This is a genomic window from Streptomyces xanthii (assembly GCF_014621695.1).
Lineage (GTDB): Bacteria > Actinomycetota > Actinomycetes > Streptomycetales > Streptomycetaceae > Streptomyces > Streptomyces xanthii.
The window spans coordinates 2,176,370-2,189,658 of record NZ_CP061281.1 but is presented as its reverse complement, the minus strand read 5'-3'; the positions used below and the strand labels follow the sequence as shown (position 1 = coordinate 2,189,658).

Genomic DNA, 13,289 nt, shown 5'->3' with positions numbered 1-13,289 from the left:
GGCCGGTCGCTGCGGCGTTGAAGCGACCGGCCGGGGAACGGGCGGAAAGACGGAACAGGTTGTGGATCAGCCGGAGCGGCCGCGTCAGCCGGAGCGGCGCAGGGCCTCGGAGAGGCGGCCCGCGGCGTCGATCACGGCCTGGGCGTGCATCCGGCCCGGGTGGCGGGTCAGACGCTCGATGGGGCCGGAGACCGAGACGGCGGCCACGACACGGTTGGAAGGGCCGCGTACGGGCGCGGAGACGGACGCGACGCCCGGCTCCCGCTCACCGATCGACTGGGCCCAGCCGCGGCGCCTGACGCCCGACAGGGCCGTCGCCGTGAAGCGGGCGCCCTGCAGGCCCCGGTGCAGGCGCTCCGGCTCCTCCCAGGCCATCAGGATCTGCGCGGAGGAGCCCGCCTTCATCGTGAGCGTCGAACCGACCGGGACCGTGTCCCTGAGGCCGGACAGACGCTCCGCCGCGGCGACGCAGATGCGCATGTCGCCCTGGCGGCGGTAGAGCTGCGCGCTCTCGCCCGTGACGTCCCGCAGGTGCGTCAGGACGGGGCCCGCGGTCGCGAGCAGGCGGTCCTCGCCGGCCGCCGCCGCGAGCTCCGAGAGGCGCGGGCCGAGAATGAAACGACCCTGCATGTCGCGCGCCACCATGCGGTGGTGCTCCAGGGCCACCGCCAGGCGGTGGGCCGTCGGTCTTGCCAGTCCGGTGGCCGCGACGAGCCCAGCAAGGGTCGCGGGTCCGGACTCCAGGGCGCTGAGGACAAGGGCTGCCTTGTCCAGAACGCCGACGCCGCTACTGTTGTCCATGCGTCGATACTCCCGTCTCACTCTGTGAAACGCAAGTTCAATTTTCCGTGGAACTTGCCACTCTTGAACTCACACCGGCCCCGCGGGACAGAACGGGGCCCGGCCGTCGGCGTCCGGTACGAGGGGTACGGGCGAAGGCGATCCGAATCTCTAGTGGTGCCGGCACACCGAGCCGGCCGGAGGGAAAGCGATGGGTAGGACACTCGCGGAGAAGGTCTGGGACGACCACGTCGTCCGGCGCGCCGAGGGCGAGCCCGACCTCCTCTTCATCGATCTGCACCTGCTGCACGAGGTGACCAGCCCGCAGGCCTTCGACGGCCTCCGCAAGAGCGGCCGCCAGGTGCGGCGGCTCGACCTCACCATCGCGACCGAGGATCACAACACCCCGACCCTCGACATCGACAAGCCGATCGCCGACCCGGTCTCCCGGGTCCAGCTGGAGACGCTGCGCAAGAACGCCGCGGAGTTCGGCGTGCGCCTGCACTCCCTGGGCGACGTCGAGCAGGGCGTCGTGCACGTCGTCGGCCCGCAGCTGGGTCTGACCCAGCCCGGCATGACGGTCGTGTGCGGTGACTCCCACACCTCCACGCACGGCGCGTTCGGCGGTCTGGCCTTCGGCATCGGCACCTCGCAGGTCGAGCACGTGCTGGCCACCCAGACGCTGCCGATGGCCCGCCCCAAGACCATGGCCATCACGGTCGAGGGCGAGCTGCCCGAGGGCGTCACCGCCAAGGACCTGATCCTGGCGATCATCGCCCGCATCGGCACCGGCGGCGGCCAGGGCTACGTCCTGGAGTACCGCGGCTCCGCCATCGAGAAACTGTCGATGGAAGCCCGCATGACCATCTGCAACATGTCGATCGAGGCCGGCGCCCGCGCGGGCATGATCGCCCCCGACGAGACCACCTTCGCCTACCTGGAGGGCCGCGAGCACGCCCCCAAGGGCGAGGACTGGGACGCCGCGGTCGCCTACTGGAAGACGCTGAAGTCGGACGACGACGCGGTCTTCGACGCCGAGGTCGTCATCAAGGCCGACGAGCTGTCCCCGTTCGTCACCTGGGGCACCAACCCGGGCCAGGGCGCCCCGCTTTCGGCGAACGTCCCCGACCCCGCTTCGTACGAAGACGCCTCGGAGCGCCTGGCCGCCGAAAAGGCCCTGGAGTACATGGGGTTGGAGGCCGGCCAGCCGCTGCGCGACATCAAGGTCGACACCGTATTCGTAGGCTCCTGCACCAACGGCCGCATCGAGGACCTGCGGGCCGCCGCCGAGATCCTCAAGGGCCGCAAGGTCGCCGACGGTGTGCGCGCGCTGATCGTTCCCGGCTCCGCGCGGGTCGGTCTGCAGGCCGTCTCCGAGGGCCTGGACAAGGTCTTCAAGGAGGCCGGCGCCGAGTGGCGGCACGCGGGCTGCTCCATGTGCCTGGGCATGAACCCGGACCAACTCGCGCCCGGCGAGCGCTCCGCGTCCACGTCCAACCGCAACTTCGAGGGCCGGCAGGGCAAGGGCGGCCGTACGCATCTGGTCTCGCCCCAGGTCGCCGCCGCCACCGCCGTGCTGGGCCACCTGGCCTCGCCCGCCGACCTGTCCGACGCCCCCGTCGCCGCTGGAGTCTGATCAGTCATGGAAGCATTCACCACGCACACCGGCCGGGCCGTCCCGCTGCGCCGCAGCAACGTCGACACCGACCAGATCATCCCTGCTCACTGGCTCAAGAAGGTCACGCGGGACGGTTTCGAGGACGGGCTGTTCGAGGCCTGGCGCAAGGACCCCGAGTTCGTGCTGAACCGGCCGGAGCGCGAGGGCGCCACCGTCCTGGTCGCCGGGCCCGACTTCGGCACCGGCTCCTCCCGCGAGCACGCCGTGTGGGCGCTGCAGAACTACGGTTTCAAGACCGTCATCTCCTCCCGCTTCGCCGACATCTTCCGCGGGAACTCGCTGAAGAACGGTCTGCTGACCGTCGTCCTGGACCAGAAGGTCGTCGACCAGCTCTGGGAACTGGTCGAGAAGGACCCCCAGGCCGAGATCACGGTCGACCTCGAGGCCCGCGAGGTGCGCGCCGAGGGCGTCACCGCCCCCTTCGAGCTCGACGAGAACTCCCGCTGGCGCCTGCTGAACGGTCTGGACGACATCAGCATCACGCTGCAGAACGAGCAGGACATCGCCGCCTACGAGGCGAAGCGCCCCTCCTTCAAGCCGCAGACCCTCCAGAGCTGATCCCGGGCCCGGCGGCGGACTGATCCGCTGCCGGGCAAGGCATATTCAGGCCACTTCCGAAGGGCCCCGTACCCCCAATCGAGCATCGGTTGGGGGTACTTCCATGTCCGGCCCCAGGAGCCCTCCACGGGGCCCCGGAGGGCTCCGTGGTGGGGCTCAACTCCCCTTAATAGCAAGGCTGTTCGGCGAAAACGGAGGTTCGGGCGGGCTATCCGGCGATGGGCCGTCCGGAGGACCCAGAAGCCCCTCGTGGCGCGGGAGTTACCCCCTGCGGAGGCGACAACTCGCCCCAGATGGCACAATCTGTGCATGGGACACGACGGCCAACTCCAGCTGTACACGGCGGTCGCGGACCAGCTCAAGGAAGCGCACTCCCGAGTGCGCGCACTGCAAGTCCCGGAGGGCGTACGGATGGCGCTGACCCGGAAGCTGCTGGTCATTACGGCCGCGGCCAAACACGATCTCGCCGGAGCGGCAAGGCGGCTGGAGCGATTCATGGCGGACCTCGACGACTTCGAAGAGGGTTCGTCCACCGAAGAAGAACTCTGAGGCAGTCGAGTCCGTTGCGGCACAAGGGTGATTAGCCCGTTTCGCGTTTGATTTGCGGTATATATCTGCCTAACGTGCGAAAAGCCGGGCCGAAAGAGATTCGTTCCGGCAATGTCTCCGAAGGGGAAGACGTGAACAAGGCGCAGCTCGTAGAAGCGATTGCCGACAAGGTGGGCGGCCGTCAGCAGGCCGCTGACGCCGTGGACGCCGTACTCGACGCCATCGTCCGTGCCGTGGTCGCCGGCGACCGCGTCTCGGTCACCGGTTTCGGTTCGTTCGAGAAGGTCGACCGCCCCGCCCGGTACGCCCGTAACCCGCAGACGGGTGAGCGCGTCCGGGTCAAGAAGACGTCCGTGCCCCGGTTCCGCGCGGGCCAGGGCTTCAAGGACCTCGTCGCGGGTTCGAAGAAGCTCCCGAAGAACGATGTCGCGGTCAAGAAGGCGCCCAAGGGCAGCCTGACCGGCGGCGCTTCGGCGACGGTCAAGAAGGCCGCGGCCAAGAAGACCACCGCGGCCGCGAAGAAGGCGGCGGCCAAGAAGGCGACGCCGGCGAAGAAGACGACGGCCGCCGCGAAGAAGGCAGCCACCGCCAAGAAGACGACGGCGAAGAAGACGACCGCCAAGAAGACCACGGCGACCGCCAAGAAGACGACCGCCGCCGCGAAGAAGACGACCGCCAAGAAGGCGACCCCGGCCAAGAAGGCCGCCACCGCCAAGAAGACGGCGCCCGCCAAGAAGGCCACGGCCAAGAAGGCGCCCGCCAAGAAGTCGACGGCGCGCAAGACGACCGCCAAGAAGGCGACCGCCCGCAAGAAGTAAGGGCCGACGCCACCCAGGGCTGCTCACACGCCGGGCCGGACTCCGTCAGGGGAGTCCGGCCCGCGGCGTTTTCGCTGCTCAGAAGGTCTGCAGAGTCACCAGCACGATACGGCGGGCCTCGCCCTCGCCCTCCGTCTCGATGCGCACCCGCTGCCCGGGACGCAGCAGCCGCAGGCCGCCCGCGTCGAACGCGGCGGCGTCGAAGGACACCGGGGTGCCGTCGTCCAGAAGGACGCTGCCGGAACGGGACTCGGAGTCGTACGTGTACGCGGTGGCCTGCATACCCGCAGCGTACTCAGTGCGCGATCAGTCCACGAGCAGCAGTCCGGCGGTGGCCCGGGCCGTGTGCGGGCCCACGCCGAGCGCCAGCGCGGCCCGCAGATCCTCGCCCGTGTCCACGTCCTGGCGCACGGAAGCGACCCCCGCCGACGGAAGTTCCACCGCCCCCGAGGCCGTGTGCCGGGCGCGCGACGCACCACCGAATGCGGGCCGCAATTCCCTTCCCGGTCCCGCGGCCAGGAACGTCGTACCGATTCCGGCGGCATCCGGCAGAAAGGCCCGCGGAAAAGCGGAGGCCGCGGCGAGCACCGCCGCCAATTCGGCGGGGCGCAGTGCGGGCAGATCCGCGTTGAGCGCCGCGACCGGCGTGGTGGGGCGCCGGGAGCGCACGGCGGCGGCCCCGTGCGCCAGCGCGGCGTTGAGCCCGGCGCCGGGGGAGTCCGGCACGATGCGGGCCCCGAGCGCCCCGAGCGCGGCCCCGGCCCGCCCGTCGTCCGTGACGACCACCACATCCCCGACCCCCGCGCAGGCCGTCGCCGCGGCGACCGTGTCCTGGGCGAACGCGAGCGCCAGACCGGGCCGCAGGACGTCCCCGGCGGCGGGCGCCAGCCTGCTCTTGGCCCGCATCAGGGGTTTCAGCGGTATCACCAGGGTCCACTGCACCCGCCCATTGTGACCTGTGCGCGAGGTGTGGTGGATGAAAAGCGCTGGTGCGCACAGGTCCGCACAAGGGCGGTGGCGCGACAGAGGGGGGCGTACGGTGTTCTCGACAGACCGGTGGCCTGGGGCGACACTTGTGCGGCCCGGACAGGTACCGCCTGCCAGGTCCTAGAGGAAGGTGTCCGAGTGTCCCGCCGCAGAATCGGCTTCTGGTACCGCTTCGCCGCGGTCCTCTGCAAACCACCACTGGTCGTTCTGTTCAAGCGGGACTGGCGCGGAATGGAGCACATTCCGGCGGACGGCGGATTTATCACCGCGGTCAACCACAATTCCCATCTGGACCCGTTCCTGTACGCCCATTTCCAGTACAACACCGGACGAGTCCCGCGATTCCTTGCGAAGCACGGCCTCTTCAAGAAGGGGTTCGTGGGCGCCGCGATGCGTGGCACCGGACAGATTCCCGTGTACCGCGAGACGACGAACGCGCTGAGTGCCTTCCGCGCCGCGATCGACGCCGTGGAGCGCGGTGAGTGCGTCGCCTTCTATCCCGAGGGCACCCTCACCCGGGATCCCGAACTGTGGCCGATGATCGGCAAGACCGGCGTCGCCCGCGTGGCCCTGCAGACGAAATGCCCCGTCGTCCCCGTCGGCCAGTGGGGTGCCACCGAGGCCCTCGCCCCGTACGCGAAGAAGCCGCATTTCTTCCCGCGCAAGACGCACCACGTGCTGGCCGGCGAGCCCGTCGATCTCTCCGCCTACTACGACCGGGAGATCACGCCCGAGCTCCTGAAGGAGGCCACCGAGACCATCATGGTCGCGATCACCTCCCTCGTCGCGGAGCTGCGCGGGGAGCCCGCCCCGGAGAAGCGTTTCGACCCGCGTGAGGCGCGCATCGAGCAGCGCCGCAAGTCGCAGGCGGACAACGAGGGTTCGGCGTCCGCGTCCGGCCGTGCCGTCAAGGAGAGCGAGAAGTGACCCGACCCGTGAAGGCCGCCGTCTTCGGCACCGGCTCGTGGGGCACGGCCTTCGGCATGGTGCTCGCCGACGCCGGGTGCGACGTCACCCTGTGGGGCCGCCGCGCCGAGCTCGCCGAAGCCGTCAACTCCACGCGGACCAACCCGGATTACCTGCCCGGCGTCGAGCTCCCCGAGAACCTGCGGGCGACCACCGACGCCGCCGAGGCGGCCGCCGGAGCCGACTTCACCGTCCTCGCGGTGCCCTCGCAGACCCTGCGCGGCAACCTCGCCGCCTGGACGCCGCTCCTCGCCCCCGACACCGTCCTCGTCTCGCTGATGAAGGGCGTCGAGCTGGGCTCCGCCATGCGGATGAGCGAGGTCATCGAGGACGTCACCAAGGTCGGCGAGGACCGCATCGCGATCGTCACCGGCCCCAACCTCGCCCGCGAGATCGCCGCCCGTCAGCCGGCCGCCGCGGTCGTCGCCTGCCGTGACGAAGCGGTCGCACAGCGTCTCCAAGTCGCCTGCCACACCCCGTACTTCCGGCCCTACACCGAGACGGACGTGGTCGGCTGCGAGCTCGGCGGCGCCGTCAAGAACGTCATCGGGCTCGCCGTCGGCATCGCCGACGGCATGGGCCTCGGCGACAACACCAAGGGCTCGCTGATCACTCGCGGACTCGCCGAGACCGCGCGCCTCGGTGTCGCGCTGGGCGCCGACCCGCTGACCTTCTCCGGGCTCGCGGGCCTCGGTGACCTCGTCGCCACCTGCTCCTCGCCGCTCTCGCGCAACCACACCTTCGGCACCAACCTCGGCAAGGGCATGACCCTCGAGGAGACCATCGCGGTCACCAAGCAGACCGCCGAGGGCGTCAAGTCCTGCGAGTCCGTCCTCGACCTGGCGCGCCGCCACGGCGTCGACATGCCCATCACGGAGACCGTCGTCGGTATCGTCCACGAGGGGAAGCCGCCGGTCGTCGCCCTGAAGGAGCTCATGTCGCGCTCCGCCAAGCCCGAACGACGCTGAGCGACGCCCGTTGCGGGCGCTGACTCTCGAACTACCAGCAGGTACGCTCAACGCGATATGAGCAGCGAGAACCTCCCCCAGAGCCCCGCATCCGCCCTGTCGGGCGCTTCGTCGAGCGGGCAGAAGCCGCGCGTGGCCGTCGTCTTCGGCGGCCGCAGCTCCGAGCACGGTGTCTCCGTCGTCACGGCGGGCGCCGTGCTGCGCGCCATCGACCGGTCCAAGTACGACGTGCTGCCCATCGGCATCACGCGCGAGGGCCGCTGGGCGCTGACCTCGGACGACCCGGAGCGGATGGCCATCGCCGACCGCAAGGTCCCGGACGTCGCCGACCTGGCCGAGTCGCCCGAGGGCGGCGTGGTCCTCCCCGTCGACCCGGCCTCCCGCGAGGTCGTCTACAACGAGCCGGGCTCCGTGCCCAAGGTCCTCGGCGACGTCGACGTGGTCTTTCCCGTGCTGCACGGCCCCTACGGCGAGGACGGCACGATCCAGGGCCTCCTGGACCTGTCCGGTACCCCGTACGTCGGCTGTGGTGTGCTCTCCTCGGCCGTCGGCCAGGACAAGGAGTACATGAAGCGCATCTTCACCTCCTTCGGCCTCAAGGTCGGCCCCTACCTGGTGATCCGCCCGCGCGAGTGGGAGAACGACCAGGAGGGCGCCCGCCGCCGCATCGCCGACTTCGTGGGCGAGCAGGGCTGGCCGCTGTTCATCAAGCCCGCCCGCGCCGGCTCCTCGATCGGCATCACCAAGATCGACTCCTTCGACGGGCTCGACGAGGCCATCGAGACCGCTCGCGCCCACGACCCCAAGGTCATCGTCGAGGCGGGGCTCGTCGGCCGCGAGATCGAGTGCGGCGTCCTCGAGTTCGAGGACGGCCCGCGCGCCTCGGTCCCCGCCGAGATCCCGCCGGTCCAGTCGCACGACTTCTACGACTTCGAGGCCAAGTACATCGACTCGGCGGCCGGCATCGTGCCCGCGCCGCTGACCGACGAGGAGACCGCCGAGGTCCAGCGCCTTGCCGTCGCCGCGTTCGACGCCGTGTCCTGCGAGGGGATCGTCCGCGCGGACTTCTTCCTCACCGAGGACGGCGAGTTCGTCATCAACGAGATCAACACCCTGCCCGGCTTCACGCCGATCTCCATGTATCCGCGGATGTGGCAGGAGTCCGGCGTCAGCTACCCGGAGCTCGTCGACCGCCTCCTCGAAGCGGCCCTGCGCCGCTCGACGGGTCTGCGGTAGGCCTCCGGCCGGTTTTCGGGGTGTGCGGGCCGGCGACTGTCGCCGGCCCGCACATCTTGGTGCCCCGCGCCGCGCTGATCGGGCGGCCGGTGCCAGTGGGGTGGCCGGTGCCTGTCGGGTTCGTGTTTGTCCGCGGGGTGGTGGGGGCTTGGCGCGCAGTTCCCCGCGCCCCTGAGATGCGCACTTCGTGCGGCATCTCATCGGGGCTTGTCGGGGTATCGGTGGGCCGGGGGTGCTGCTCAGTCGGCGATTCCCTTGGGGATCGCCTTCTTGATGGGGGTGGCCAGATCCACCAGCGGGCCCGCGCCCCCCTGTGCGACCTGGTCCTTGGGTATCGTCACCTCGACGTACGCCAGACGCGAGCCCGTCGTCATCCGCTGCGAGCCGTCCTGCAGCTCCTCGACGATCCACTCGACCCCGTCGACCGTCGCGGGCATGCTGTCCTTCTTCAGGACCGCGTCAGGCCACGCCACGCCGCAGCGCAGTATGATCGCCGGGCTTCCCCAGGCCGCGGTCAGCTCGGAGCGCGGCTCGGGATCGTTGCGCTCGAGTCCGTCGATCTTCTGCGGCAGCAGTTCGTGCAGATTCCGGCACAACCCGGTGACCTTCGCGTCCGGCTTGGGAACCGGCACCTCGGGCGTGTCATCCATTGAAGCGCAGCCCGAAACGGCGACGAACAGCAGTGACAGGGCGGGGAGCCCGACGAGAAGACGGCGCCGGTGACGGAAAGAGTTCACCGGCACAGGGTAGACGGGGGCTACAGGTGGACGACCGGGCAGGTCAGGGTGCGGGTGATGCCTTCCACCTGCTGGACCTTGGCGACCACCATGCGTCCCAGATCGTCGACCGTGTCGGCCTGAGCCCGCACGATGACGTCATAGGGGCCGGTGACATCCTCGGCCTGAATGACTCCTGGAATCTTCCCGATCAGCTCGGCGACAGTCGACGCCTTGCCCACTTCGGTCTGAATCAGGATGTACGCCTGTACCACGGAACCTCCAGGACGACCACGAGGATCATGTGGGGAGAAGGGACGCCACGGTACCGCGTCGCCGCTCCTCGCGGGGAGACCCGGGGCGTCTGTGGCGTACCCACCGTGTACGCGCGGCAAGCACACAGGGATCGAGAGGGCGGGCTCGTGACGGAAACCGTGACGGAAACAGCGGGCAAGCCCGTGACAGAAACCGTACCCATGACAAGGACGGCCCGCGACCTCGCGCGGTCCGGGGCCCAGTGCCCCGTCGACCGCCGGCGGACCCGGGCGGAAGGGGCAGTACGCGCATGAAGGGCACCGTCGGCGAGCTGGGGGAGTTCGGGCTCATCCGAGAACTGACCTCGCGGCTCACCACCACCCCGGCCGTCCGCGTCGGGCCGGGCGACGACGCCGCCGTGGTCGCGGCGCCGGACCGCCGCGTCGTCGCCAGCACGGACATCCTGCTGGAGAACCGGCACTTCCGGCGCGACTGGTCGACCGCGTACGACGTGGGCCGCAAGGCCGCCGCCCAGAACCTGGCCGACATCGCCGCCATGGGCGCCGTGCCCACCGCGCTGCTGCTCGGGCTCGTCGTCCCCGCCGAGCTGCCCGCCTCCTGGCCGTCGGAACTGATGGACGGCCTGCGCGACGAGTGCCAGGTCGCCGGCGCCGCCGTGGTCGGCGGCGACGTCGTCCGCGGCGACACCATCACCGTCGCCATCACCGCACTGGGCGACCTGCGCAACCACGAGCCCGTGACCCGCGCCGGCGCGCAGCCCGGCGACGTCGTGGCCGTGACCGGCTGGCTCGGCTGGTCCGCCGCCGGGTACGCCGTGCTGTCCCGCGGCTTCCGCTCCCCGCGCGCCTTCGTGGAGGCCCACCGCCGCCCCGAGCCGCCGTACCACGCGGGCCCCGCCGCGGCGGGCCTCGGCGCCACCGCCATGTGCGACGTCAGCGACGGCCTCATCGCCGACCTCGGCCACATCGCGGAGGCCAGCAAGGTCCGCATCGACATCAAGTCCGGCAAGGTCGACGTCCCCTCGCAGATGAACGACATCGGCCAGGCCGTCGGCGTCGACCCCCTGCAGTGGGTGCTCACCGGAGGCGAGGACCACGCCATCGTGGCCACCTTCCCGCCCGACGTGAAGCTCCCCGCCCGCTGGAAGGTCATCGGCGAGGTCCTCAACCCCTCCGCGCTGCCCCAGGTGACCGTCGACGGCGCCCCCTGGACCAGCAAGGGCGGCTGGGACCACTTCGGCGACGACCCCGCCACGGGCGGCGGCCAGGCCGGTACGGGCGGCTCCGGCGGCCTCGGCGGCTTCGGAGGGGAGATCGAGTCGTGACCGCTTCCGAAGCGGCCCCGGCGCACCCCGGCCCCGTACGCGTCCTGACCGTCGCCGGGTCGGACTCCGGCGGCGGGGCCGGAATCCAGGCCGACCTCAAGACGATGCTCGCCCTCGGCACCCACGGCATGAGCGTGATCACCGCCGTCACCGCGCAGAACTCGCTGGGCGTCCAGGGGGCCTGGGAGCTCCCCGTGGACGCGGTGCGCGCCCAGTACCGCAGCGTCGTCGACGACATCGGCGTCCAGGCCGTCAAGACCGGCATGCTCGCCTCGCCCGAACTCGTCGAATGCGTCGCCGACTTGCTCGCGGGCACGGACGCGCCCGTGGTCGTCGACCCCGTCGGCGTGTCCAAGCACGGTGACTCGCTGCTCGCCGCGACGGCCCTGGACGCCGTCCGCACCCAGCTCCTGCCGACCGCCACGGTGGCGACCCCGAACCTCGACGAGGTGGCCCAACTCACCGGGATCCATGTCGAGTCGGAGGACGGGATGCGCCGCGCCGCCGACGCCGTGCTCGCCTACGGGCCGCGCTGGGTGGTCATCAAGGGGGGACACCTGGGTCATGAGGCCTCCTCTTCGGGTACGGGCCTCGCCGGGGGATCCGACGAGGCGGTCGATCTGCTGACGGACGGCGCGCAGGAGCACTGGCTGCGTGCCCCGCGCCTCGACAACCGGCACACCCACGGCACGGGCTGCACCCTCGCCTCCGCGATCGCCGCGCAGCTGGCCAAGGGGCAGTCGGTGCCCGAGGCCGTGCGGGCCGCCAAGGAGTACGTGACCGGGGCGATCGCCGCCGGCTTCCCTCTGGGCGGCGGGATCGGCCCCGTGGATCACGGGTGGCGGCTGTCCACCCCCGTGGGGCGCGGCGCGGACGCCTGAGTCGTTGCCGCCGGAGCCGGAGCCGGAGCCGGAGCCGGAGCCGGAGCCGGAGCCGTCGGCGTTGCCGGAGTGGATGCCGGTACCGGAGTGGGTGCCGGCACCGGCGTGCGGATCGGTGCCGGGGCGGGCGCGCGCACGGGGGACGGCTCGGCGGAGAGGGCGTAGTCCTTAAGCGCCAGATTGCTCGCCGCCTTCTCCGTGATGCGCTTGAAGACACCGGCCAGCAGGCGTGAACTGAGCATCCGGTACGCCCGGTCGCGGCTGCGTATCTTCTTCTCGGTGGGCGGCGCCAGGAACGGCCCCGCGTTCCCGGACGTCTTCTGGCAGCCCTTCGCGTACTTCGTGATCTCCGCCTCGAAGGCCGCGAACGCCGTGCGGTGGTCGCCGCGCGCAGCGACCAGCTCACCTGCCAGGACATAGGCCGACACCAACGCGGTGCCGGTGCCTATCCCGCCCATGGTCGCCCCGTGCCCGGCGTCGCCGAGCAGGATCACCCGTCCCTTGGACAACCGGTCGATGTGGATCTGGGCGATGGCGTCGAAGTACAGGTCGTCGGCCTGGTCGAGCGCCTCGCGCATCCGCTCCACGTGCGGCCAGGCCAGCCCGCGCAGCTTCTCCGCGACGATCCGCTTCTGCTCCGCGGTGTCCTTGCGGTCGTAGGTCAGCTCCTCGGAACGGAACACGACGGCCGCGCCGGCCCGCTCCTGATCGCCGTCGTAGTTGTTGATCATCGCTGTGCGTCCTGGCTCCGTGTACAACCGCGCCGTGCGGTCCAGGCCCAGGTGGTTGGGCATGTCGAACCCTGCGACGTAGTACCCGAGGAAGCGCAGGTAGCGGGACTCGTCGCCGAACACCAGCCGTCGCGTGTTCGAGTGCAGGCCGTCCGCGCCGATCACCAGGTCGACCGTGCGGGGAGCGCCGTGGTCGAAGGTGACGTCCACCCCGGCCGGAGTCTCGGCGATCGAGGCGATCGAGTCGCCGAAGACGTACTCCACCGAGTCCTTCGTGCGCTCGTACAGCAGCTTGGAGAGATCGCCGCGGAAGACCTCCACGTCGCCGCTCATCAGGTGCGCGGGCAGGTCGACCCGCTCGCTGTCGTCCGCGTCGACGATGATCTGGCGGCCCATGTCGGTCTGGATCCGGTGCAACTCGTCCCAGATGCCCATGCGGGTGAGGACGGTGCGATGGACGTGCCCGCGGAAGTCGACGGCGAAGCCGCCCTCGCGCAGGGCCGGCGCCTTCTCGACGACCGTGACACGGGCGCCCTGGCGGGAGAGCCAGAAGGCGATCGCCGGGCCCGCGATGCTGGCGCCGGAGACCAGGACGGTGAGGTGGGACAGCGGTGCGGAGAGAGGGGAGTGCGGGGCGTCGGTGCCGGTGCCGGTGGTCGTGGTGGCGGTCGTCGTCGTGGTCGTCCGAGTGTTCGTGTGCGTCTGCTTCGTCATGTCACCGAGCTTGCGATTCGGCGCTTACCGTTCGCTTACCGTCGACTGACCGTGCCTTACCGACCGCTGACCGCGGTCCGGCACCCGACCGTCGATGACGCATGAAT

General features: G+C 70.7%; 15 protein-coding genes. 9 read left to right on the top strand and 6 right to left on the bottom strand.

The features are described 5' to 3' along the window. Positions 1-84: 84 nt before the first annotated feature. Complete coding sequence (ndgR, locus tag IAG42_RS09880; RefSeq protein ID WP_187742582.1) at positions 85-801, bottom strand: IclR family transcriptional regulator NdgR; 717 nt, start codon at positions 799-801, stop codon at positions 85-87. Between the two features lie 190 nt (positions 802-991). Here ndgR and leuC point away from each other — a divergent pair, with 190 nt between their 5' ends. The 4 genes from leuC to IAG42_RS09860 all read left to right on the top strand — a co-directional run bounded on the left by leuC (position 992) and on the right by IAG42_RS09860 (position 4,383). Continuing rightward, positions 992-2,416, top strand: coding sequence for a 3-isopropylmalate dehydratase large subunit (leuC, locus tag IAG42_RS09875; RefSeq protein WP_188336652.1), 1,425 nt, complete (start codon positions 992-994; stop codon positions 2,414-2,416). A gap of 6 nt (positions 2,417-2,422) precedes the next feature. Further along, a complete protein-coding gene (leuD, locus tag IAG42_RS09870; RefSeq protein WP_188336651.1) occupies positions 2,423-3,016 on the top strand; it encodes a 3-isopropylmalate dehydratase small subunit in 594 nt (197 codons plus the stop codon). A gap of 309 nt (positions 3,017-3,325) precedes the next feature. Beyond that, positions 3,326-3,565, top strand: coding sequence for an SCO5555 family protein (locus IAG42_RS09865; protein WP_188336650.1), 240 nt, complete (start codon positions 3,326-3,328; stop codon positions 3,563-3,565). Between the two features lie 131 nt (positions 3,566-3,696). Next, positions 3,697-4,383, top strand: coding sequence for an HU family DNA-binding protein (locus IAG42_RS09860; RefSeq protein WP_188336649.1), 687 nt, complete (start codon positions 3,697-3,699; stop codon positions 4,381-4,383). 78 nt (positions 4,384-4,461) lie between these two features. Here IAG42_RS09860 and IAG42_RS09855 read toward each other — a convergent pair whose 3' ends face one another. Together IAG42_RS09855 and cofC are read right to left on the bottom strand one after the other, a co-directional pair. After that, a complete protein-coding gene (locus IAG42_RS09855) occupies positions 4,462-4,665 on the bottom strand; it encodes a hypothetical protein (RefSeq protein ID WP_188336648.1) in 204 nt (67 codons plus the stop codon). Positions 4,666-4,689: 24 nt separating this feature from the next. Continuing rightward, on the bottom strand, positions 4,690-5,325 hold the full coding sequence (gene cofC / locus IAG42_RS09850) for a 2-phospho-L-lactate guanylyltransferase (RefSeq protein WP_188336647.1): 636 nt from the start codon (positions 5,323-5,325) through the stop codon (positions 4,690-4,692). 183 nt (positions 5,326-5,508) lie between these two features. Here cofC and IAG42_RS09845 point away from each other — a divergent pair, with 183 nt between their 5' ends. The 3 genes from IAG42_RS09845 to IAG42_RS09835 are packed head-to-tail and all read left to right on the top strand — an operon-like array spanning position 5,509 to position 8,540. Continuing rightward, complete coding sequence (locus tag IAG42_RS09845; RefSeq protein WP_188336646.1) at positions 5,509-6,297, top strand: lysophospholipid acyltransferase family protein; 789 nt, start codon at positions 5,509-5,511, stop codon at positions 6,295-6,297. After that, positions 6,294-7,304, top strand: coding sequence for an NAD(P)H-dependent glycerol-3-phosphate dehydrogenase (locus IAG42_RS09840; protein ID WP_188336645.1), 1,011 nt, complete (start codon positions 6,294-6,296; stop codon positions 7,302-7,304). The genes IAG42_RS09845 and IAG42_RS09840 overlap by 4 nt, the downstream gene beginning before the upstream one ends. 57 nt (positions 7,305-7,361) lie before the next feature. Beyond that, positions 7,362-8,540, top strand: coding sequence for a D-alanine--D-alanine ligase family protein (locus IAG42_RS09835; protein WP_188336644.1), 1,179 nt, complete (start codon positions 7,362-7,364; stop codon positions 8,538-8,540). 239 nt (positions 8,541-8,779) lie between these two features. Here IAG42_RS09835 and IAG42_RS09830 read toward each other — a convergent pair whose 3' ends face one another. Both IAG42_RS09830 and IAG42_RS09825 read right to left on the bottom strand, forming a co-directional pair. Beyond that, positions 8,780-9,277, bottom strand: coding sequence for a DUF3515 domain-containing protein (locus IAG42_RS09830; protein WP_188336643.1), 498 nt, complete (start codon positions 9,275-9,277; stop codon positions 8,780-8,782). A 20-nt stretch (positions 9,278-9,297) separates the two neighbouring features. Next, complete coding sequence (locus tag IAG42_RS09825; protein WP_188336642.1) at positions 9,298-9,531, bottom strand: Lrp/AsnC family transcriptional regulator; 234 nt, start codon at positions 9,529-9,531, stop codon at positions 9,298-9,300. Between the two features lie 290 nt (positions 9,532-9,821). Here IAG42_RS09825 and IAG42_RS09820 point away from each other — a divergent pair, with 290 nt between their 5' ends. Further along, positions 9,822-10,856 carry a thiamine-phosphate kinase gene (locus IAG42_RS09820; protein WP_188336641.1) on the top strand — a complete coding sequence of 345 codons (1,035 nt, stop codon included), beginning with the start codon at positions 9,822-9,824 and terminating at the stop codon, positions 10,854-10,856. Next, on the top strand, positions 10,853-11,737 hold the full coding sequence (gene thiD, locus IAG42_RS09815) for a bifunctional hydroxymethylpyrimidine kinase/phosphomethylpyrimidine kinase (protein WP_188336640.1): 885 nt from the start codon (positions 10,853-10,855) through the stop codon (positions 11,735-11,737). Before IAG42_RS09820 ends, thiD begins: the two co-directional genes overlap by 4 nt. Here thiD and IAG42_RS09810 read toward each other — a convergent pair. Continuing rightward, positions 11,689-13,182: an FAD-dependent monooxygenase gene (locus IAG42_RS09810; protein ID WP_223205924.1), complete on the bottom strand. Its 1,494-nt coding sequence runs from the start codon at positions 13,180-13,182 to the stop codon at positions 11,689-11,691. The two genes, thiD and IAG42_RS09810, sit on opposite strands and share 49 nt — an antisense overlap. Between the last annotated feature and the right edge of the window lie 107 nt (positions 13,183-13,289).

Excerpts from the sequence above, each read along its gene's own strand:
- IAG42_RS09820 (WP_188336641.1), top strand. The coding sequence starts at position 9,822 with ATGAAGGGCACCGTCGGCGAGCTGGGGGAGTTCGGGCTCATCCGAGAA.
- IAG42_RS09855 (WP_188336648.1), bottom strand. The coding sequence starts at position 4,665 with ATGCAGGCCACCGCGTACACGTACGACTCCGAGTCCCGTTCCGGCAGC.
- IAG42_RS09835 (WP_188336644.1), top strand. The coding sequence starts at position 7,362 with ATGAGCAGCGAGAACCTCCCCCAGAGCCCCGCATCCGCCCTGTCGGGC.
- IAG42_RS09810 (WP_223205924.1), bottom strand. The coding sequence starts at position 13,182 with ATGACGAAGCAGACGCACACGAACACTCGGACGACCACGACGACGACC.
- ndgR (WP_187742582.1), bottom strand. The coding sequence starts at position 801 with ATGGACAACAGTAGCGGCGTCGGCGTTCTGGACAAGGCAGCCCTTGTC.
- IAG42_RS09865 (WP_188336650.1), top strand. The coding sequence starts at position 3,326 with ATGGGACACGACGGCCAACTCCAGCTGTACACGGCGGTCGCGGACCAG.
- leuC (WP_188336652.1), top strand. The coding sequence starts at position 992 with ATGGGTAGGACACTCGCGGAGAAGGTCTGGGACGACCACGTCGTCCGG.
- leuD (WP_188336651.1), top strand. The coding sequence starts at position 2,423 with ATGGAAGCATTCACCACGCACACCGGCCGGGCCGTCCCGCTGCGCCGC.